Origin of the sequence: Paenibacillus sp. FSL R10-2199, from assembly GCF_038000235.1 — a bacterium.
GTDB classification, from domain to species: Bacteria; Bacillota; Bacilli; order Paenibacillales; family Paenibacillaceae; genus Paenibacillus_AQ; species Paenibacillus_AQ phytohabitans.
Genome location: NZ_JBBOBO010000001.1, coordinates 2,654,930 through 2,675,175, shown reverse-complemented (window position 1 = coordinate 2,675,175; position 20,246 = coordinate 2,654,930). Strand labels below are relative to the sequence as shown.

General features: G+C 54.1%; 18 protein-coding genes. 5 read left to right on the top strand and 13 right to left on the bottom strand.

Features of this window, described 5'->3' with window-relative positions; all coding sequences use genetic code 11:
- Positions 1 to 54: 54 nt before the first annotated feature.
- The 12 genes from yajC to NYE33_RS11680 form a co-directional block, all read right to left on the bottom strand.
- A complete protein-coding gene (gene yajC, locus NYE33_RS11735) occupies positions 55 to 369 on the bottom strand; it encodes a preprotein translocase subunit YajC (protein ID WP_039294472.1) in 315 nt (104 codons plus the stop codon).
- Between the two features lie 45 nt (positions 370 to 414).
- Positions 415 to 1,551, bottom strand: a complete 1,137-nt coding sequence (tgt, locus tag NYE33_RS11730; protein WP_042139546.1) for a tRNA guanosine(34) transglycosylase Tgt — start codon at positions 1,549 to 1,551, stop codon at positions 415 to 417.
- A gap of 21 nt (positions 1,552 to 1,572) precedes the next feature.
- Entirely contained in the window at positions 1,573 to 2,601 is a 1,029-nt protein-coding gene (gene queA / locus NYE33_RS11725; RefSeq protein WP_039294467.1) for a tRNA preQ1(34) S-adenosylmethionine ribosyltransferase-isomerase QueA, read from the bottom strand.
- A 10-nt stretch (positions 2,602 to 2,611) separates the two neighbouring features.
- Entirely contained in the window at positions 2,612 to 4,714 is a 2,103-nt protein-coding gene (locus tag NYE33_RS11720; RefSeq protein WP_076245179.1) for a SpoIID/LytB domain-containing protein, read from the bottom strand.
- 472 nt (positions 4,715 to 5,186) lie between these two features.
- Positions 5,187 to 6,194 (bottom strand): Holliday junction branch migration DNA helicase RuvB, encoded by a 1,008-nt coding sequence (ruvB, locus tag NYE33_RS11715; RefSeq protein ID WP_039294462.1) that lies wholly within the window; start codon positions 6,192 to 6,194, stop codon positions 5,187 to 5,189.
- A gap of 26 nt (positions 6,195 to 6,220) precedes the next feature.
- On the bottom strand, positions 6,221 to 6,844 hold the full coding sequence (gene ruvA, locus NYE33_RS11710) for a Holliday junction branch migration protein RuvA (protein WP_042139549.1): 624 nt from the start codon (positions 6,842 to 6,844) through the stop codon (positions 6,221 to 6,223).
- Positions 6,841 to 7,344: a crossover junction endodeoxyribonuclease RuvC gene (gene ruvC, locus NYE33_RS11705; RefSeq protein WP_039294456.1), complete on the bottom strand. Its 504-nt coding sequence runs from the start codon at positions 7,342 to 7,344 to the stop codon at positions 6,841 to 6,843. Before ruvC ends, ruvA begins: the two co-directional genes overlap by 4 nt.
- A 223-nt stretch (positions 7,345 to 7,567) precedes the next feature.
- Positions 7,568 to 8,314 carry a BofC C-terminal domain-containing protein gene (locus NYE33_RS11700; protein WP_160311780.1) on the bottom strand — a complete coding sequence of 249 codons (747 nt, stop codon included), beginning with the start codon at positions 8,312 to 8,314 and terminating at the stop codon, positions 7,568 to 7,570.
- Positions 8,315 to 8,416: 102 nt separating this feature from the next.
- Positions 8,417 to 9,661, bottom strand: a complete 1,245-nt coding sequence (locus NYE33_RS11695; RefSeq protein WP_341065898.1) for a serpin family protein — start codon at positions 9,659 to 9,661, stop codon at positions 8,417 to 8,419.
- Positions 9,662 to 9,773: 112 nt separating this feature from the next.
- The gene (locus NYE33_RS11690; RefSeq protein ID WP_341065896.1) at positions 9,774 to 11,900 is read right to left on the bottom strand and encodes a CocE/NonD family hydrolase; all 2,127 of its coding nucleotides are present in this window, start codon (positions 11,898 to 11,900) and stop codon (positions 9,774 to 9,776) included.
- A gap of 13 nt (positions 11,901 to 11,913) precedes the next feature.
- Entirely contained in the window at positions 11,914 to 13,080 is a 1,167-nt protein-coding gene (locus tag NYE33_RS11685) for a dipeptidase (RefSeq protein ID WP_052422061.1), read from the bottom strand.
- 452 nt (positions 13,081 to 13,532) lie between these two features.
- A complete protein-coding gene (locus NYE33_RS11680; protein WP_341068638.1) occupies positions 13,533 to 14,501 on the bottom strand; it encodes an ornithine cyclodeaminase family protein in 969 nt (322 codons plus the stop codon).
- 150 nt (positions 14,502 to 14,651) lie between these two features.
- On the opposite strand from NYE33_RS11680, the gene fabV reads away from it, so the two are divergent.
- The 4 genes from fabV (at position 14,652) to NYE33_RS11660 (ending at position 17,841) form a co-directional block, all read left to right on the top strand.
- Positions 14,652 to 15,842, top strand: a complete 1,191-nt coding sequence (gene fabV / locus NYE33_RS11675; protein ID WP_341065894.1) for an enoyl-ACP reductase FabV — start codon at positions 14,652 to 14,654, stop codon at positions 15,840 to 15,842.
- A 166-nt stretch (positions 15,843 to 16,008) separates the two neighbouring features.
- Positions 16,009 to 16,599, top strand: a complete 591-nt coding sequence (locus NYE33_RS11670) for a PadR family transcriptional regulator (RefSeq protein ID WP_341065892.1) — start codon at positions 16,009 to 16,011, stop codon at positions 16,597 to 16,599.
- On the top strand, positions 16,592 to 17,368 hold the full coding sequence (locus NYE33_RS11665) for an EFR1 family ferrodoxin (protein ID WP_341065890.1): 777 nt from the start codon (positions 16,592 to 16,594) through the stop codon (positions 17,366 to 17,368). The genes NYE33_RS11670 and NYE33_RS11665 overlap by 8 nt, the downstream gene beginning before the upstream one ends.
- 14 nt (positions 17,369 to 17,382) lie before the next feature.
- Complete coding sequence (locus NYE33_RS11660; protein WP_076245203.1) at positions 17,383 to 17,841, top strand: hypothetical protein; 459 nt, start codon at positions 17,383 to 17,385, stop codon at positions 17,839 to 17,841.
- Positions 17,842 to 17,961: 120 nt separating this feature from the next.
- On the opposite strand, the gene NYE33_RS11655 is transcribed toward NYE33_RS11660, so the two are convergent.
- Positions 17,962 to 18,720, bottom strand: a complete 759-nt coding sequence (locus tag NYE33_RS11655; protein ID WP_042139560.1) for an SDR family oxidoreductase — start codon at positions 18,718 to 18,720, stop codon at positions 17,962 to 17,964.
- A gap of 295 nt (positions 18,721 to 19,015) precedes the next feature.
- On the opposite strand from NYE33_RS11655, the gene NYE33_RS11650 reads away from it, so the two are divergent.
- Positions 19,016 to 20,149, top strand: coding sequence for a glycoside hydrolase family 88 protein (locus tag NYE33_RS11650; protein ID WP_340943000.1), 1,134 nt, complete (start codon positions 19,016 to 19,018; stop codon positions 20,147 to 20,149).
- Positions 20,150 to 20,246 lie beyond the last annotated feature (97 nt).

The window sequence follows — 20,246 nt, the reverse complement described above, 5'->3', positions numbered from 1 at the left end:
ACCGGCGTTCTCTTACGAGAGACGCCGGTTTTTATGTAATTTGGTGCAGACAAATCAATCTTTGTCTTCTACTTCCGTGACAGAGTGACTGATCGAACCCCGGTCAAAGGTCAATCGGGTCACGTCATTAACCCGCAATACAACGATGTCATCAGAAATCTCCATAATTGTTCCGTGAAGACCGCCGATAGTAACTACCTTATCGCCTTTTTTCAAAGACTTGAGCATCCCGTTACGTGCTTTGGTTTTCTTCTGCTGTGGACGAATCAGCAGGAAGTAGAAGACAACAAACATAAGTACAAATGGACCTACCAGGCCAAGAATATTGCCTCCGCCGCCTGAAGCTGCTGCCAGTTGAAAATGTGACATATCATTCCCCCCTTTCCAAAAAATTTAACATATCACTCAGTACTTTTAGAAGCCTTTTAGATTATCATATAATCCGTATTGTGCAAAAAACTCATCGCGAAAATCAAGCAGCCGATCTTCCATGATGGCTTCACGCACTTTACGCATCAATTCCAGCAGGAAGTGTAAATTATGGTATGTCGTTAACCGCAAGCCGAAAGTTTCGTCAGCTTTGATCAGATGGCGCAAATAAGCGCGGGAATAATTCCGGCAGGTGTAGCAATCACACTCCGGATCAAGCGGCCCGAAATCACGGGCATACTGCGCGTTGCGTACAACGAGTCTTCCCTGACTGGTCATCGTCGTTCCATTGCGGGCAATACGGGTAGGCAGAACACAGTCGAACATGTCTATTCCGCGGATTGACCCTTCCAGCAGTGCATCCGGTGAACCTACGCCCATTAAATAGCGCGGTTTCCCTTGCGGCAGCAGTGGAACTGTATAATCCAGCACTTCATACATTAGCTGCTTGGACTCTCCGACGCTGAGCCCTCCAATAGCATACCCCGGGAAATCCATGGAAGTCAAATCTGCCGCGCTCTGACGGCGCAGATCCTCGTGCATGCCCCCCTGTACGATTGCGAACAGCCCCTGATCATTAGGACGTGCATGGCTCTTGAGGCATCTTTCTGCCCAGCGGGTGGTGCGTTCAAGTGACTTTTTGACGTATTCATATTCTGCCGGATAAGGCGGGCATTCATCGAAGGCCATCATAATATCGGAACCGAGTGCATTCTGGACTTCCATCGCTACTTCCGGCGAGAGAAACTTCTTGTCCCCATTTAAATGAGAGCGGAAATGAACGCCTTCTTCGGTAATCTTACGCATGTCGCTCAGCGAGAATACCTGGAAGCCGCCGCTGTCAGTCAGGATGGGCCGGTCCCAGTTCATGAATTTGTGCAGACCGCCGGCTTCGCCGATGATCTCATGGCCCGGACGAAGGAACAAATGGTAGGTATTACTCAGAATAATCTGCGCATTCATTTGCTTAAGCTCTTCGGGGCTCATTGTTTTGACGGTGGCTTGTGTGCCTACCGGCATGAAGGTCGGTGTTTCAATAATTCCGTGTGGAGTATGGACTCTTCCGAGCCGTGCTCCGGACTGCTTACAGGTCTTAATGTGTTCATAAGTGATTGCTGCCATAGGTTTAACCCTTCCTCTTGCTTAATAAATGAACATTGCATCGCCAAAGCTGAAGAACCGGTACTGCTGCTTAATCGCTTCTTCATAGGCGGCGAGAATATGCTCCCGGCCGGCTAAAGCGCTCACCAGCATGACCAAAGTAGACTTTGGCAGATGGAAATTGGTAATCAATGCATTGACGACAGTGAATTCGTAGCCGGGATAGATGAAAATATCCGTCCAGCCGCTTGATGCCTTCAGCGGTCCGCCCGCCGCTTGTCTCCCGGCCGTCTCAAGGGTCCGGCAGGAGGTTGTGCCGACAGCGATAATTCTTCCGCCTCTGGCTCTTGCGGAGTTCAGCATCTCTGCCGTCTCTTGGGATAATTCGTAATATTCGGCATGCATCACATGCTCTTCCACGGTTTCTACCGACATTGGACGGAATGTGCCAAGACCTACATGCAGGGTGATATAAGCGATATTCACACCGGCCGCTGCAATCTGCTCCAGCAGCTCTTGGGTGAAATGCAGTCCAGCCGTAGGGGCGGCCGCCGATCCTTCATGCCGCGCGTAGACTGTCTGATAACGTTCGCGGTCATCCAGAGTTTCCTTAATGTACGGAGGAAGCGGCATCGATCCGAGCCTGTCCAGTATCTCCTGGAAGATACCCTGATAGATAAAGCGCAGCGTCCGGCCGCCCATATCCGCTTCGTCCTCTATTACGGCGCGAAGCTCTTCGCTGAAGATAATCACCGCTCCGGTCTTCAGCTTCTTGCCGGGCTTAACCAGCGCCTCCCAGCGGTCTTCACCGAGATTCTTCAGCAGCAGCACCTCTGCCTTCGCCCCGGTATCCTCCTTGACACCGAACAGTCTGGCCGGAATAACTCTCGTATCATTCAATACCAGTGTATCTCCGGGACGGAATTGCTGCAGTATATCTGTGAAATGCCCGTGTTCCAGCTGACCGTTCTCCTTGTTTACGAGCAGCAGTCTGGATGAGCTGCGGTCGGCAAGCGGAGTCTGGGCAATCAGTTCCTCCGGCAAATTAAAATCATAATTATCTACATTCATGATGGGATCTTCATTCCTTAACTATAGTAACGTTATTAAAATAGTGTTGCAATATTTGACGATAATCATACCCGCTATCTGCCATGCCCTTTACGCCCCATTGGGACATGCCCAGGCCGTGCCCGTTGCCCCAGCCGATGAAATAGAATCCGGGACTGCTGGTGACCACTCTGGAAGATTGATCAGCACCCATGACTACGGTTCCGCTGCCATTTGCAGTTACTTTGCCGGTTGCAGAAAGCACCCCGGCGCTTGTTGAACTACCAATAGTGGCTGTAGTGCCGTCAGCGCCTAGTACAGTATAACTGCCTGCCGGGACAATATCAAACAAAGTACTGGGCAATCCGCCAAAGGAAGAACGGAACAAATCCGGGTATTTCACCTGCAGAATCTGGCCGTTAGCCTTGACTTCCACCGCTCTCCCCGAAGGCCCGCGCTTAGTCACCTGGAGACTGGTTATGGAAGACGGAAGAGCGTTGCTTGTTTTGCCGGACAGGCTTTTGAGCAGCTCTGCCGAGGTATACGGCCCTTTGATCCAGCTGTAGCTGCCGGATTCATAGACCTGGCCCAGCACTACGGCGTTATCGCCGGGGTTCAGCTTGCCTGCGGGAGTAACACTGCTATCAATAATAGGCAAAGGCCGGATATTCACATCCTTGGTGGTAGCCGTAGCCAGCGGAAGTCCGGCTGCCGTTGTGTTCCCGGTTAATTTGATATTGTCTTCACGGGCATAACCGGAGATACCGCTGTTCAGCAGCACATAATACCACTTTTTAGATGAAGCAACTGCCGCAGCATCCTCGCTGCTGACTACACTGACGAAGGTATCGCCGCCGTTGTTCCACACCTCAGACGGGTCTGCGGTAACGCCGCCGCCGTTGGAGGAGAACACAGCTTCTACTATTTTGCCGCCGCTCATCAGCACTTCGCCTGCGGTAGCATCCACTGCCTTGGTAATGACTGGAGCTTCAGCGCCTATGCCGTTGTACACCTGGCTCAGCGTGGTATCGACAACATTGGCTACATCGAAGCGGTTGCCCTGGGCCAGCGCATAGCTGCGCGCCGCAACGGCCTGGGCTTTGAGCGCCTCTTCCGGCCAGCCGGATGAAACCTCTCCGCCGACAACCGCATACAGATATTGCTCCAGCGGCACTACGTTGATTACAGACAATGAACCGTTCAGATTGCCCAGCTCCAGATTGCCTCGGTAAGTACGCTTGGATCTCTCCGTAAGCAGAATCCCCTTCTCATTGCCGGCGGCTGTGAACTTCGCGTCGCTTCCGGATAACAGATAATGAAAGGCCTGGACTTCACTGCTGAAATCAAGTCCTGCGTCCATCCGGATAATTAGTCCCGCTGTACCTGCCGCCACCGGCGACAGAACAAGCTGCGGGAGCAGTGCAGCTGCCGAGGCAGAGACCGCTGCAAGATCGCTGTCGCTCGCCGCTTCGCCTACCCAAACTTCAGTCCGTGCACTGCCGCCTTCTCCGGACACGAATACCGGCCAGGCATCGAACCCGGCAGCGGTTAGGCTGCCGACAACCGCCTGCGCTTCCTCCAGCGTCGCGTAGGAACCTGCGGACAGATGTTTGGTCCCGGCAACAGCCGGTGTCTGTCCTTCCGGAAGGCTTACTCCGGCTTTCATCACGGAGGTCAGCCCTGTTTTGGCGGCAGCTTCACTGGCATAGCTTCCAGTGTAGAGCTGATACACCTTAGCTCCGCCCCGTGATGCCATAAACAGCTGGGGTTTATCGGAGGTAGCCTGCAGCTTCTTGGCTGCATCCGCTGCCACCTGCCAGGTTGGCGTTTCCAGCACCTTCACCCGGTAGCCGTCCAGACTGACACGTACTTTGTTCTGGGCAGGAACCGACAGCAGAGGTGTTCCGGCCTGCGAGAGCAGGCTGAAGCCCAAATCGGACTGAAGCGTGACCAGCGGTACGGTAGATTTATATTTGCTGCCAATATCGGCATACAGTGCAACCCGGATCGCCCCGCCGGTATCGGCGTGAGTGGTACCCGCAAAGGTCAGAAGGCTGCCTGCTACCATTGATGCGGCCAATACTCCGCGGCCCAGCAGCCCTAACCCTGTTTCTTTCCACCTGGCAAGATTCATTGTAGGCCTCCTAAAAGTTTTGAGAGTAGCTGCTCCCGAAGCAGGCTTCGTTCCAAACCCTGCTTCGGAAGCATACATACTCTTTAAGTTTTGAAAGCATGACATCCTCAGAAAGCTTCGTTCAAAACCCGCTTGGGAAGCATACTCTTAAATGTGTTATATAAAACGCACTCTAGACTGCAACCAATTAAGCACCCGGCCGGGCACTTATGTGACGAGCGGTTTATTCAACTTCTCGCACCTAATCCATTGCAAAGAGCATTCAAATTCTTAAGTTTCTCACTTGTTTAGGCTTAATTGTTGTACGGATTGCAACTTGATCCCCTAGTTATCTGGCGGTTGGGACAGATTGTTGTATGAAATACAAGATTTGTCCCGCCAAACCGCTTGGAGGAGAAGGAATGTTGCCTTTTATACAACAATTCGGGATTGTAGCCGGGATCATACGAAAAATGTTGTATTATGGGCAGCATCAGTTCTGCTGCGGAGGGAGCGGAAGTCCCAGATGATGATACGCCGCCGGGGTCACTATGCGCCCGCGCGGCGTGCGCTGCAGGAAACCGATCTGCAGCAGATAGGGTTCGTATACGTCCTCAATAGTCTGGCTCTCTTCGCCTATCGTAGCGGCAATGGTATCCAGCCCGACCGGTCCGCCGCGGAAGGAGCTGATCATCGACTGCAGCATCTTGTGGTCGATGCTGTCCAGTCCGCGCGGATCTACCTGAAGCATCTTGAGCGATTCAGCGGCAATCTCCGGCGTAATAATACCGTCGCCGCGGACCTGCGCATAATCGCGCACCCGCTTCAGGAGACGGTTGGCAATCCGCGGAGTCCCACGGGCCCGCAGGGCAATCTCTTCCGCAGCATCGCCCAGAATCTCGATGCTGAGCAGCTCGGCGTTGCGGGCTACGATGAAGCTCAGCTCATCGATTGTGTAGTACTCCAGCCGGCTGACTACGCCGAAGCGGTCGCGCAGCGGAGCGGACAGCAGCCCCGCGCGTGTCGTTGCTCCAATGAGCGTGAAGGGCGGCAGGTCCAGCCGCACCGAACGGGCACTCGGGCCTTTGCCGATCATAATATCCAGCGCGAAATCCTCCATCGCCGGATACATAACCTCTTCCACCGTGCGGTGCAGGCGGTGGATCTCATCAATGAACAGCACATCGCCTTCCTGAAGGTTGGTCAGCAGCGCGGCCAGATCGCCCGGCCGCTCAATTGCCGGGCCGGAAGTGGTCCGCAGATTCACACCCAGCTCATTGGCGATAATATTCGCCAGCGTTGTTTTGCCGAGACCCGGAGGCCCGTACAGCAAGACATGATCCAGCGCTTCGCTGCGCATCTTGGCTGCTTCTATATATATTTTCAGGTTTTCTTTCACCTGGTTCTGGCCGATATATTCACCCAGATAACGGGGCCGCAGACTTAATTCAACCGCCTGCTCGTCCATCATCAGATTTGCTGATATAATCCGGTCATCCATTATTCCTCACTCCGTTCTTCAGGGACCTATTTGGCTATAAAAAGCAGCCCCAGCGCCTTTTTCATCAGCACGTCAACCGGTCCGGTATCCGTTCCCTCTTGCTTCATCTTCAGCCATACGCGGTCCAGCTCGGTATCGGTATAGCCCAGCGCCCTCAGGGCATCCCTGGCCTCTTCCCACGGGAGTGCCTCGGCCTTAGCCTGGGCTTCAGCCGCTACAGCGAACAGGCCTGTCTGCAGGGCAGCTCCACCGAAGCCGTCCAGCTTGTCCTTCAGATCCAGAATCATCCGCTGCGCCGTCTTCTTGCCGATGCCCGGCAGCTTCGTCAGGAAGGTGATGTTCTCCTGATAGATCGCCGAGATCAGCTGATCCGGCGTTCCGCCGGTCAGAATGCCCAGCGCCACACGCGGGCCGATGCCAGACACCTCGATCAGCTTGCGGAACAGCTTCTGCTCCTCACGGGTCGGGAATCCGAACAGGAGCGTCGCATCCTCACGGGTCTGATAATGAATGAAGATGGTCACCGGACCCTCCACCTTGGCAAAAGCATACGGATTCGGGCAGAAGACCCGGTATCCTACGCCTTGAACATCCAGTACTACATATTCTGACTCCAAATGTACAACCGGTCCTCTTAGGAAATCTATCATTTTCGCAATACCTCATTTAATTTGGAATTAAGACTCACGGAATGGGCGTGGCATACCGCCACCGCCAGTGCATCCGCCACATCATCGGGCTTCGGTACAGCCGACAGCTTAAGAAGCAGCTTGACCATCTCCTGAACCTGTTTCTTCTCCGCCTTGCCGTACCCTACTACTGCCTGCTTCACCATCATAGGGGTGTATTCCGCCACTGGCAGCCCGCGCTGCACGGCCGCCAGAATCAGCACTCCGCGCGCCTGCGCCACCGGCAGGGCCGTTGTCACATTGCGGCTGAAGAACAGCTTCTCTACCGCAACCGCATCCGGCTTATATTTATCAATCAGCTGCACCATGCCTTCATAGACATGCAGCAGACGTTCTTCTTCCGGAGTATGCGCCTCAGTCTGGATGCAGCCGTACTGGACCGGAGTCAATTTGTTTCCAACCTTATCTACAAAACCAAAGCCGACAATCGCCAGCCCCGGATCAATCCCCAAGATGCGCAAGATCCTTCTCTCTCCTCTGTGCCAGGGCAGAATAGCCCCTGCGGGTTCATCCATGAATCCGCCCTAAAGCGAACATATGTATTCCTTCTACCCATTATAGCAAAAAAATTTCCCCGGGGAGACAAAAACTTTGTCCCGGGGAAATTAAAATCAAGCTGTATTTTAAACAAAAAAACCCGTGAGCCTCCTGCCCACGAGTCTTCAAACAGTTAGGTCCTTCACTTCATTCCGCATGCATCACCTGTTCCGCCGAGTCCCGCGCATAGTCGCTGAAGGTAGACAGTACACTGTTGTACTCCTCCATGTCCTGTACCCGGATGCCCTGATGAAGCTGCTCCCAGATCCCCTCCGGCAAAGAGGATTTCATCGAGCCCATATCCAGCTGGAAAAAGGTCTTCATCACCTTTTCCGACGTCGGCGGTCCTTTGAACAGCGTCAGATTCCCCTGCTCATCCACTCCGAAGTAGGCTTCTTTTTTGGTGAGCGGCGACAGATCATTGACTCTCTGCTCCAGCCACAAATCGCCTTCCTCGCTGAGCCAGCCGCTCCAATCGGAATGCTGTCCGATCATCATCTTCAGCTGGGCCGGTGTCTGCTTGCCGGGCAGTGTCTGCACCTCTTCACCGGATACATAAATTGTCTTCAGGTGCACCGTTCTGCTGACCGCTTCCCGGCTGACTGCTTCAAGCAGCTCTTTGCTGTCCATCACAGCAGCTTCATCTTCTGCTTCATTCCCTGTATGGTTATAAACGGCTGCCACAGCCGGAATGCTGCTGCCGGGTTCCCGGTTCTGCTCTTCTATTCCGCTTAGTGTTCCGGGCAACGTCCAGGCCGTATGCTCCAACAGCAGGCTGATCTCTTCCGGAACCTGCATGCCACGCCACGCCAGCACCGTAAGCGCAATGCAAGCCGCTCCCACCCAGGGAGCCTTTTTCCAACGTCTCCACCGCCGCCACAGTTGTTTTTTCAAGCGAAAAGCATTCACGTTAATCCCTTCATTCTGGTTTTTCCCTATTGTGACCTGTGAAGGGAGCATTTATGCGTAATTGCTTGAAATTCATTCCAAGCGGAATTAATCTGTGTCCAGCGGATTCTCAATGGCTCCGAGGAACAGGACCACCTGAGTCTGCACATCCTTGATCATGAACAGAAACGGCCGGTTGACCGTCATTTCAAAAGGCGTACCTGCAGGAGCAGCTGATCCTACCCGCATCTGGGTTACTGTGGACGCCGCCGCCTCTGTTCCCCGCTCATTCACATCGATGTAGGTTTTGTGGATGACCTTGCTGAAATAAATCGGGCGATTCAGGTCCGCCAGCAGCGGGAAATCCCCCTGGTCCGGGTCGAAAGCCAGCTTCACACCCAGCGCCTGCAGAACCTTTGTAAGCTCTGCCCCGTAGCTTGCTGTAAAACGCGGTAGCCGCAGCGTCCCCCGGGCACTGGCGAAGCCCTCATCAAGCGGGAGTCTTCCCGCCGCAAGCTGATCCGCAAGCTCCTGTAAGGAAGATTCTCCGCCCGGCAGGATTACGGTCATCTCCATCTGGCCCTCTCCATAAGGAAGCTTCACAGCCTGCCAGTCCTCATTCTCAGCATATTGGAACAATCCGCTCCGCTTCATCATCATTGCCCGCACTGCTGCCCCGTCCGGGGGATAGAAGTCTGCTGGCGCAGTCGCCTCCTCCGGAAACACATCACTCCAGCCGGCTTTGAAATACAGTGCGTTGACAAGCACCGCAACTGCCTGGTCACCCGGCGGCTCCGTGAGCATCTGCCTGATCTTATGCCCGGTATGCTTCGAGACCCAATCATTAATCTGCGTCACAGATTTCTCTGCAGCTAAGTCTGTCGCCCTGATCTCTGCGTTATAGAAATCCTCGCCTGTCTTGAGATAGTCCTTGCGCAGCGGCAGCTCCTTCATGCCCCAGACCGAATTCGCTATCTTCAGCTCAATTCCCGGTCCGGCGTCATTCAGCAGCTGCAGCAAAACCTGATGGCTGGTATTCAGCTGCTCCCGCTCATCAGGTGCATGGCCCAGCAGCGTTCCCAGCTCCTCTGCCGTCTCTCCGTCCGCACCGTTATAAGCAAGGGCCAGCGCAGCGGCAACACTATAAGGTGACACCGTCAGATTCCCGCCGCCCGGCTTCCACAACTGGCCAAACAGCATCGCGCCCAGCCGGTTACTCTGCTCGGCCAGCCCGAAATCAAGCCCGGCTGCAGCTGTCTGTCTCTCTGAATAGCTCATTTTGGAACCTCCTTTACTGCAGCCGGCCAGGAGCAGCACGGCTAACAAGAGTACGGATATTCTTTTGATCATCATAGCTCCCTCCTTGAGTCCATCCGAAGCGGCAAGGATATGTACCAGATGCCCTTTCACATTTCATGGACGATCCCAATTGGAAAAAGTTGCAAATGACCGGCTCAGATATTCATTAGAAATTCGGCACCACCGGCAGCTTAATATGGCTCGGATACTCCTGGTTATGGCAGATCGTCTGCTGCACAATGACTGCTTCCGTATCTTCATACGGATTGTTTCCGGTGTTTGTGTTAGGGAAGGCCACGAATTTGCTGGAAGAAGTGATTGTGAAGCGGACCCGGTGTCCCGCGGCAAACGAGTGGGCGATGTTCTGCAGGAAAATATCGTACCGCTCCACCTGCCCCGGCACCAGCAGCTGCGGCTGTTCCAGCCCGTGCCGGTATTTCGCCCGCACGATGTAATTGGACAGGCGGATGGAATCCCCTTGTTCATTCACATCACTCAGCGTCACGACCCAGTCCGTATCCAGACCCGAGCTTGCCGCATAGATGACCGCTGATAGTTCCCCCGCTACCGTCAGCTTCTCCGCCAGCGGCTCACTGGTATAGACGACAATGTCGCTTCTCAGCTCATGCTTCCGCATATTCTCCGGCTCCCGCTCTCCGCTGTCGGCAACCGGGTCAGCCGGATTATAGATATAAGTGTCTGCTGCTGAATGTTCCTCCGGCTCCATAATCAGCCGTCCATCGCCCAGGGATGAATTCGCCCGGCCGTCTCCGCCCAGATAGAACGGAGTTATCTTTGCTTCTGCCGGTGTCCAATCCTCCGAGGTTCTCCAGCGGTTCTCGCCCACCACATAATAGGAAACCCGCGGCTCCTGGTCGATGCCGTTCGGAATACCTTTCAGGAACCGGTCAAACCAGCGCAGCACAGATATATCATAATCGTACACCACTGCATCATTGCCGAAGGATACGCCCAGCAGATCCCGCGCCCGGTTCGGTCCGTGCTCCCAGGCGCCGAGGCGGATTTTGCGGCTCTTCACATCATGCTCCGTCAGCATCCGCCAGGTCTCCGATACCCCCGGGCTGTCACCGTCATACCAGCCGGAAATCACATACATTGGAACCTTAACCTGATCTCCGCGTTCGGTGAACGTACAGTTTCTCCAGAAATCGTCATACTCGGGATGCTGGCTCCACAGCTCCCACGGCCCCGAAGTGCGGCCGATCATCTGCTGCGGAATATCCCTGATCGGTCTGGCATCGACCGCCGCTTCAGGGTCCACTGTAATGCCACCAAAAATATCAAAGTCCGTCCGCGTCCCCACCGACTGCGCAAGCGTCCAGGACAGCAGCGGCCAGGAGCAGAGTGTTCCGCCTTTGCGCGCAGTATCCACGAACGGTGAACCTACATTAACCTCATCCACAACCGCCAGCAGGTTCGGATGGCCGCTGGTAGCGGCTGCTACAACGACATAGCCGAGATAGGAGGCGCCCCACATCCCAACTTTGCCGTCAGACCATTCCTGGGCGATAATCCAGTCAATGGTATCGTAGCCGTCATCGCGTTCATTGTAGAAGGGAATCAACTCCCCTTCCGAATCCGCGCGGCCTCGTACATCCTGGGAGACCACGGCGTAGCCTTTGTTCGCCCAGCGCATGAAGATTTCTTTTTTACCATTCCGGTCGTAACAGGTTCTCACCAAGATAGTCGGCACCTTCGTTCCCGGCTCAAGCCCTTCAGGAAGAAACACATCGGTAGCCAGCTTCACGCCGTCCCGCATCGGCACTAGGTACGTACCCAGATCATTCACCCCGTATTCGGGCTGCGACAGCAGCGGTTCAGCATAGAGGGCGAGCGGGGTCAGCTGCTCATATCCTGCCTTAACGATCAGCTCAATGCCATAGCGGTTAGGGGTCAGAAAGGCGATCACCTCCCCGTCCAGCGTTACAATATCCAGCGCCGTGCCACCGCGGTAAGCCCATACCTGCGAAGTCCGCTCTACACCGGAGATCTCCGCCTGATAGGTAATATGCTTCTGATATTTGTCCCCGTTCTTGAGGATAACCTCGTCCCCGGCCCATTCCGCATCGGTGTACACATGAAGCTGCCCCGCGATCCGCGCTAGCGGAAGAACATATTTCGCGCCAGCATCCAGCACATTCTCCTGCATCTGTGTGCGTCTGCGGGTGTCAACCTTGGCGTGCATGACCTCCTTGTCCGTGAAACGGATGGTGCCGCTGTATATCCCCGAGCAATAGAAGTTGAAGCTTGTCTGCTGTAAGTATGAATTCATCTGTAAAAGTCCCCTATCCGCAAATTTGTTCGAACACACGCAGCCAGTTGCCTCCCATAATCTTAGCGATCTCTTCATCGCTGTACCCGCGCGCCACCAGTCCCCGCGTGAAATTGCTGAAATAACTGTATTTCTCAAGCCCTGCTACGGTTTCCGTGGAGGGACCATCCCCTTTGGCGAATCCCAGCTTAGGTGCAATCTGCTCCTTGAAAAAGACCAGTGACCACTCCAGGTCACTCATAGGCCAGTCCGTTCCGATGCCCACATGCTCTACGCCTACCAGCCTGATCACATATTCAATATGATCCAGCACATGCTCAATGGTGGTATGATCCGGATCTTCATGCACAAACCACGGCATCGCAAAAATACCAATCACCCCGCCGGTCGCAGCAATCGCGCGGATCTCCTCGTCACTTTTGCAGCGCATATGCGGATAGATAGCTTCCACGCCGGTATGCGAGGCGATAACCGGCGCTTTCGAGGCTGCACAGGCATCCAGGGTGGTCTGCCTGCCGCAATGTCCGGTATCGACGATGATTCCGAGCGTGTTCAGCCGTTCCACAAACCGCAGACCGTATTTGGACAGCCCGCCATTGCCCGGCTCCGCACAGCCGGAACCTATCAGATTCTGGTTGTTGTACGTTAACTGCAGAATCCTTAGACCAAAGCCATGCAGCGCGTCAAGCAGCTCCAGATTTTTCCCCAGCGCATCCGTTTCCTGTGCCGTTACAATACCGGCCTTCCTGCCCTCACGCTTAGCCCTGCGGATATCCTCCGCCGTCAGTGCCTTCACCAGCCAGTCCGCGGAATCGAACTGCAGCTGAACCTCGCCCATACTGGTAATCATGCTCTCTATATCATTCAGGTGCAGCTCACGGTTCCCCGCCGTAATGCCGGACTTGTACCATTCCTCTTTGTACTCCGCAATCTCACCGCCGGCCGACAGCCGGGTAATGATCTGCGCCGGCATGGCGCTGTAGACCATCGGTTCATCCTTGTACGGCTCGCACAGCGCCTTCACCTTAAGCGAGACGCTCTCCGGGATAGCGCTTGGGGACAAGGGCCCCTGGAACAGCAGATCAATATTGATATTCTCCTCATGCAGGCGTTTCGCCCGCTCCTCCTGTGCAGCACTCAGTCCGAACTCATACCAGCCTTCCCGTTCCTGTAAATTCACTTGATCCGGCCCCTCCTCTATGAAACTACCTATTTACTTGATGCTCGCTCGTCCCTGCGGTGAATATTTGGGCTTCCGGCAGCCGCCGCTCCTGCCATTCCAGAAATCGCTTGCTGAGGCTTTGCAGTAACCAATTACGCTAAGCTTAACTGCACTTTGTACAACTAAAACGTCTGATTTTCAACCGATTATCCGTTTAGATGTATTCCGTGCAATTAAACCGACCTATGTAGAAGGTTCTCACCCATTCGGGCAGATTTAGTTGTACAGACTACAGTTATAAGCGGCAACCAGCTCTTTTCTCTGTTTTTAATTGTACATTATACAACTATCACTGAAGTTTCACTTCGAGCTGAATACATCCATTGCCGCTTGCTGCATTGTTGAATCGACACACTTCATTAGTGCTGATGCTGGACTAGTTACTCTTAATAAGAAATGCCGAGTTCTATTTAAAATGAAATCTCCACGCCTTTATGCAGAGCAACCGCCTGTTTATAAATATAGAAGGCTGCGGCAAGATCCTGAACGGCAAGCCCCAGTCCCTTAAAAAGGGTAATCTCATCGCCGCTTCCCCGGCCGGGGACCCGCCCCTTCAGCAGCCCGCCAATTTCGCCAATAATATGGTCCGCCGTAATCGCCCCTTCACTGAGCGGGATCAGATAATCTCCCGCTTCATGGACCGCCGACTCCAGCCGGTCCACATAGAGCCTCGCCCCGGCTACCAGCGCCGTGTCCAGCTCCCGTTCATGCGCCCTGCATGCGCCGATCGCATTGATATGTGCGCCTGGCTTCACCCAGGCGCCGTGCAGCACCGGCTCCCCCGCCGCCGTTGCCGTACAGATAATGTCCGCGTCCATCACCGCGTCCTGCACAGACAGCGCTGCCGTGATCACTGCGTTCCACCGGCTGCTCATGGCATCGGCGAACGCCCGGGCCTTGCCCGGCGTTCTGCTCCAGACCTTGGCGCGCTTAATGCCGCGCACCTGCAGCATCGCCTCCAGATGGCTCCGGGCCTGCTCCCCGGTGCCGAGAACCGCCAGGGACTCCGCCTCTTCCCTGGCGAGCAGCTTCGTCGCCGCCGCACTGACCGCCGCTGTGCGGATGGCTGTAATCGACTGGCCGTCCACTATGGCCAGCGGCACGCCGGTGGCGGCGTCGAACAAAGACACCATCCCCTGATGCGACGGCAGACCGCTCCCGTGGTTGCCAGGGAATACGCTGATGATCTTAGCACCAGCGATCCCTTCACGCCGCAGATACCCGGGCATCATTCCCAGCACATTCCGCTCCTCCAGCGGCAGGACCTGGCGGAGGCTCTGCACGGCCTCCCCCTCCGACAGGTCAGCGAGGACGGTTTCCATCACAGCGATGCAGGACTCCATCGTTAGAATCTCCGCAACTTCCTTCCCGTTTACCATCAGCACATTTAGACCCTCCCGGATTCTTGATAACGCATATCCATTCTTATCTTTTCAAAAAAAGATTCAAGCTTATCTTTCTATGCCATCATTTGCTATACTCTATATTAGCGAAAAAAGTTAAAAACTAAAACAAAGGGGATATCCTTGATGATTATTCAGCCAAAAACACGCGGCTTTATCTGCACGACTGCTCACCCGGAGGGATGTGCCGGACAAATACAGGAACAGATTGACTATGTACGGGCACAAAAGAAACTTACCGGTCCGGCCAACGTGCTGGTCATCGGCGCTTCTACCGGCTACGGGCTGGCTTCCCGGATTGCGGCTGCATTCGGCGCAGGTGCCAATACCATCGGTGTCTTCTTCGACAAAGCTGCTGAAGGTGCCCGCACAGCATCCGCAGGCTGGTACAATTCCGCTGCTTTTGAGCAGGAAGCGGCCAAGCAGGGGCTGAAATCGTTCAGCATCGTCGGCGATGCCTTCTCGGATGCCATTAAGACCAAGACCATCGACCTCATCAAAGCTGAATTCGGCACCGTTGATCTCGTTATCTACAGCGTAGCTTCCCCCCGCCGCACCCATCCGGTTACAGGAGAAGTCTTCTCTTCTGTAATTAAGCCGGTTGGAGAAGCTTACACGAACAAGACAATGAACTTCCACACTGGTGAAGTATCCACGGTTACTATTGAGCCGGCTACGGATGACGAAGTCCGCCAGACCATCGCTGTTATGGGCGGAGAAGACTGGGGCATGTGGATCAATCAGCTGCTGGAAGCAGGCGTGCTTGCAGACGGCGCAACAACCGTGGCCTATTCTTATATCGGGCCTAAGATCACCCATCCCATCTACCGGGACGGAACCATCGGCCAGGCGAAGAACCATCTGGAACAGACGGCGGTCGCGCTGAACGAGCAGCTCTCTGCTACAGGCGGACGGGCCTTCGTATCCGTGAATAAGGCTCTGGTTACCCAGTCCAGCTCCGCCATCCCTGTGGTGCCGCTGTATATTTCCGCACTCTATAGAGTAATGAAGGAAAAAGAACTGCACGAGAACTGCATTCAGCAGATGTACCGCCTGTTCGCAGACCACCTGTATAACGGCGGCGAAGCTGCAGCAGACGGCAGCCACCTGATCCGGATTGATGACTGGGAGATGCGCGAGGATGTGCAGATCGAGGTCATGAGACGCTGGAATGAGCTTGAAACGGATAATGTTCCTGAACTTGCAGACCTTAAGGGCTACCAGGATGACTTCTTCCATCTGTTCGGCTTCCGCACCGGAGGCGTGGATTACGAAGCCGAGACTGACCCTGCTGTTGCTATTCCCAATATGGCATAAGCATTCCGCCTAATACATGAAGCCGTTCCCTTCACCGGGAGCGGCTTTTTGGCGTGCAGATTCCAGGTTACCGCTCCAATTCGGGCATAAAATAAGGTTTGACTTTAGGTTATCCTTGCAGTATTTTATATCTAAAAGATATATCTTACAGATTGGATGCGTGCATATGGCTGCTAACAGGAGCAAGACAGGTTACGTGTTACTGGGACTATTAAATGAAGAGAACTTGACTGGGTATGAGATCAAAAAGATCGTAGATACCCGGCTTTCCTTTTTTTGGAGCGAAAGCTTTGGCCAGATCTATCCGGAACTGAAGCGGCTGGCTGCGGGGGGCCTGATCGCTGTGTGTGAAGAACCTGTTACTGCAGAAGGCAAGAACAGCAAACAAAGCATCAAGTATCAGATAACCGTATCCGGAAGGTACGAATTACAAGAATGGCTTAAGACACCGGTGGAAAAAGAAACCGTACGCTACGAGCTGCTGCTTAAGCTGTATTTTTCCAATTCTTCCTCTTCCGCCACCATGCTGGAGCATGTGCGGGAGTTTGAAATCAACCACCGGCGGCAGCAGCAGCTGTTCGGCAAATTCGAGGAACAGCTGAAGCAGAATCTGGATGTCCACAGTAATCACAGCCGCATTCTGATGGTCCTGTCCTTTGGCCAGAAGCTGTGGGAGTCTTACGCCGACTGGTGCGGGCAGACTATAGCTTTGCTGGAGCAGGAAATCGCAGAACATGAGAACCCGCCGAATGAATAAAACCGTGGATTTGTATTACTTTTCAGGCACGGGCAATACGAAAGCGATTGTAGACTTTGTGGGCAGAACCCTTAAGACCTATAACATCCGCACTTCTCTCAATCTGATCGGCAGCGAATCTATGCCAAGCAGTCCGGTTAATGACCTGTGGCTGGCCTTCCCGGTCAATTCGCAGTCCGTATCCCCGTTCATCTGGAGATTCCTCCGGCGGCTCCCGAAGAGCCAGGGCACCAGAGTATATGTGATCGCTACGCTCAATAACTCAGCCCATATTCTAGAGCCGCTCTATACCCTGCTGAAGAATAAGGGCTACATCCCTGCCTCCGCCTGCGAGATCAGTATGCCTAATAATATGCTGAATGCTGATGCAAGACCGGAGGATGATCAGGCCCGGCTGAGCGCAGCCTATCAGAAAGCTGAGACTTTTGTCCATCAGGCACTTGCCGGTGAATCCGCCTGGAAGTCAGAGTATCCCGGGTCGAAGGCCGTCTCCGTTCTCTCAAGAAGAACCGTGCTGCCCTGGATTTCGATGCGGCTGATGCTCAGATTGCGGACGGTCCCTTCCAAATGCATCAGCTGTGAATTATGCGTTCTGCAATGTCCCACCGGTAATATAGTAGTGGTCGATGATCTGCCATACCATGGGTACAAATGTGATTTCTGTATGAAGTGTGCGGCGAACTGTCCGCGGAACGCAATCGTAGTATCGGGCAAAGAGAACCTTCATTTCCGCAATGCCAGAATGCATCAATCTACTTTGGAACAATAGGACGGAGAGTTCACATGGGTCTGCACATTAAAGGATTCATCATACCCTTATTAGTATTGCTGCCGAATCTGATCTTCATTTTCTTCCCGCCCCGGAATGCTCCTGATTCTTTGGCCTCTACACCCCTGATCTTCACGATCTTGGAGCGGGCAGGCCAGATCACTTGCTTCATGATGCCTATTGTCCTGGGCCGCAAGCTTGCAGAACAGCCCCTTGGCCTGTCTGCCGGACTGATGGCTGTCTGCCTGCTGATTTATTATATATGCTGGGCCCGCTTTTACTGGAATGCGAGAGAATTTGCCGTGTTGTTCACGCCTTGGCTTGGAATTCCTATTCCTATGGCCGTCTTTCCGGCAATCTACTTCATGCTGCTTGGATTCTGGCTTGAGTCCTGGCTGCTCCTGATCCCCGCTTTTCTGTTTGCCGTGGGTCATTTGGTGAACAGCTGGAATGTTTATGCTCAGGTCCGCTAGAAGCCCGCTGGTATCCGCTTCACAACATATCGATCCTGTCTTTCATAAAAAAACCGCCATTCCCATCAGGCTGAAGTTTTTGCAAACTTGCCCGGAGGATGGCGGTTTCTTGCAGATCTATTATGCTTCTGATACGGAAGCCGCAAGCCAGTCCGTTAACCGTGTAGGGGCAATTCGCGGATGGTCTCCGGCCGGAACAAGCGAGTGATCCTGCAATGCTGTTCCGAAATAATGTGCCTCCGTATCGCCGACCACCTGACGCGCATCCCCCTTAGCCTTCAGCGCTTGCCGGACGAATTCATCCAGAGACAGCTTATCCGGTCCGGCCAGCTCGGCTATCCCGTTCACTGGGGCTTCAAGGGTATAATCAACCAGCGCAGCTGCTACATCCCCAGAGGCTATGGGCTGTACCCATGCCGAAGGCAGACGGACGATATCCCCCTCTGTAGCGGTATAGGCAATGCCCTCCGCGAAGTCGAAGAACTGGGTCGCCCGCACGATGGTGTAGGGAACCGGGGAAGCCTGGATCAGCTCCTCCTGAGCCATTTTTCCGCGGAAATAACCGCTCTGCAGCAAGCCGTCAGTCCCCACTACAGATAGCGCCACATGATGCTTCACTCCTGCTTCAGCTTCAGCAGCCAGCAGATTGCGGGTCGTTGTCGCGAAGAATTCCAGCACAGCATCGTCTGCGAATGAAGGTGAATTTGCTACATCAACAACGGCATCAGCCCCTTTAAGCGCTTCTGCCAGCCCCTCACCAGTCATAGCATTGATGCCCAGAGAAGGTGATGCAGCCACAGTCTCATGACCCAGCCCCTGAAGCCGGCTCACCAATTGCTTTCCAATAAGTCCGCTGCCGCCAACCACTACAATTTTCATGTCTATTTCCTCCTGGTTTATAGCCTATATCCATAGGCCGGTATTTAGTAAACGCTTTGCAACAGACACAAACCGCCCTGCCACGGGCGCTCTGCCTCCATCCTATTTTCTTTGCTGTACATCCTGTAGACAAACTAGACCGGAGTTCTGTGACAAACAGCCCTCTCCCCGCGTAACAAGTTCCGGCACCGTTCCTACTAAACCGCAATTCACCTAAGAATTCGCGCAACAAACCAACATAGCAGCAGGCTTATAATAACCATAAGAACAATATAGCGATATTATGGAGGTTATTATGAACTGGAAAAATGCGATTGAGCACACGCTCTCTACCACCCGCCTTAACATCAAGCGCTTTGGTGACAAATCTCCAATTGTAAGCCTGGGCGACGGCAAATATCATCTGACGGACCATACCAGCTGGACGGAAGGCTTCTGGTCCGGCATTCTGTGGCTGAGCTATGAATACAGCCAAGACCCTGAGATTCACGCCGCCGCCATCCGGACGGTTGACTCCTTCAACAAGCGCATGATTTCCGGGAAGGAGCTCGACCATCATGATATCGGCTTCCTATATTCACTGTCCGCCAAGGCACGCTGGATCACCGAGAAGGATGAGGCTTCGCGTCTGCTGGCCTTGCAGGCAGCCGATGTACTGATGAAGCGCTGGCGCTCTGCCCCGCAGCTCTTTCAGGCGTGGGGACCGGAAGGGGATGCAGACAACGGGGGCCGGATTATTATCGACTGCCTGATGAATCTTCCGCTGCTCTGCTGGGCCACTGAACAGACCGGAGATCCCAGCTATGCCGAGTATGCCCGAATTCACGCCGAGAAAAGCCGGCGCTTCCTGGTGAGGGGAGATGACTCCTCCTACCATACTTTTTATTTTGACCAGCAGACGGGGAATGCCCTGCGCGGAGGAACCGCACAAGGTTATCAGGACGGCTCCACCTGGACGCGGGGACAGGCCTGGGGGGTCTACGGCTTTGCCTTGGCATACCGCTATTTTAAAGAACCTCATTATCTGGAAACCTCCAGAAGAATGGCCCGCTATTTCCTGGAGCATCTTCCCGCCGACCATGTCGCGTATTGGGATTTCGATGCCCCGCAGGAGGAGTCCACTCCACGTGACAGTTCAGCTTCCGCCATCGTTGTATGCGGTCTCCTTGAGCTGCTGGAGCACCTGCCGGAGGAGGACCCGGAACGGGCATGGTATGAGGAAGCCGTCAACAAATCGATGGATTCCCTGCTGAACCGCTACTTTACCGCCGGCAGCCCGTCGGAAGAAGGCTTTCTGCGTCATGGCTCCTATTCAGTCAGAGGGAACTCATCTCCGGATGATTTCATGATCTGGGGAGATTACTTCTTCCTAGAGGCGCTGCTGCGTCTGCAGCAGGGTGTTCCGGGGTATTGGTACGAACGGGAATAGCATATTACTGCATCTTCATTGACTAGAATCTGATCTGCTGGTGCGCAACATCAACTGCGGCACCCGGTTGATAATCCTTTATACCGGCAGGCTCTTT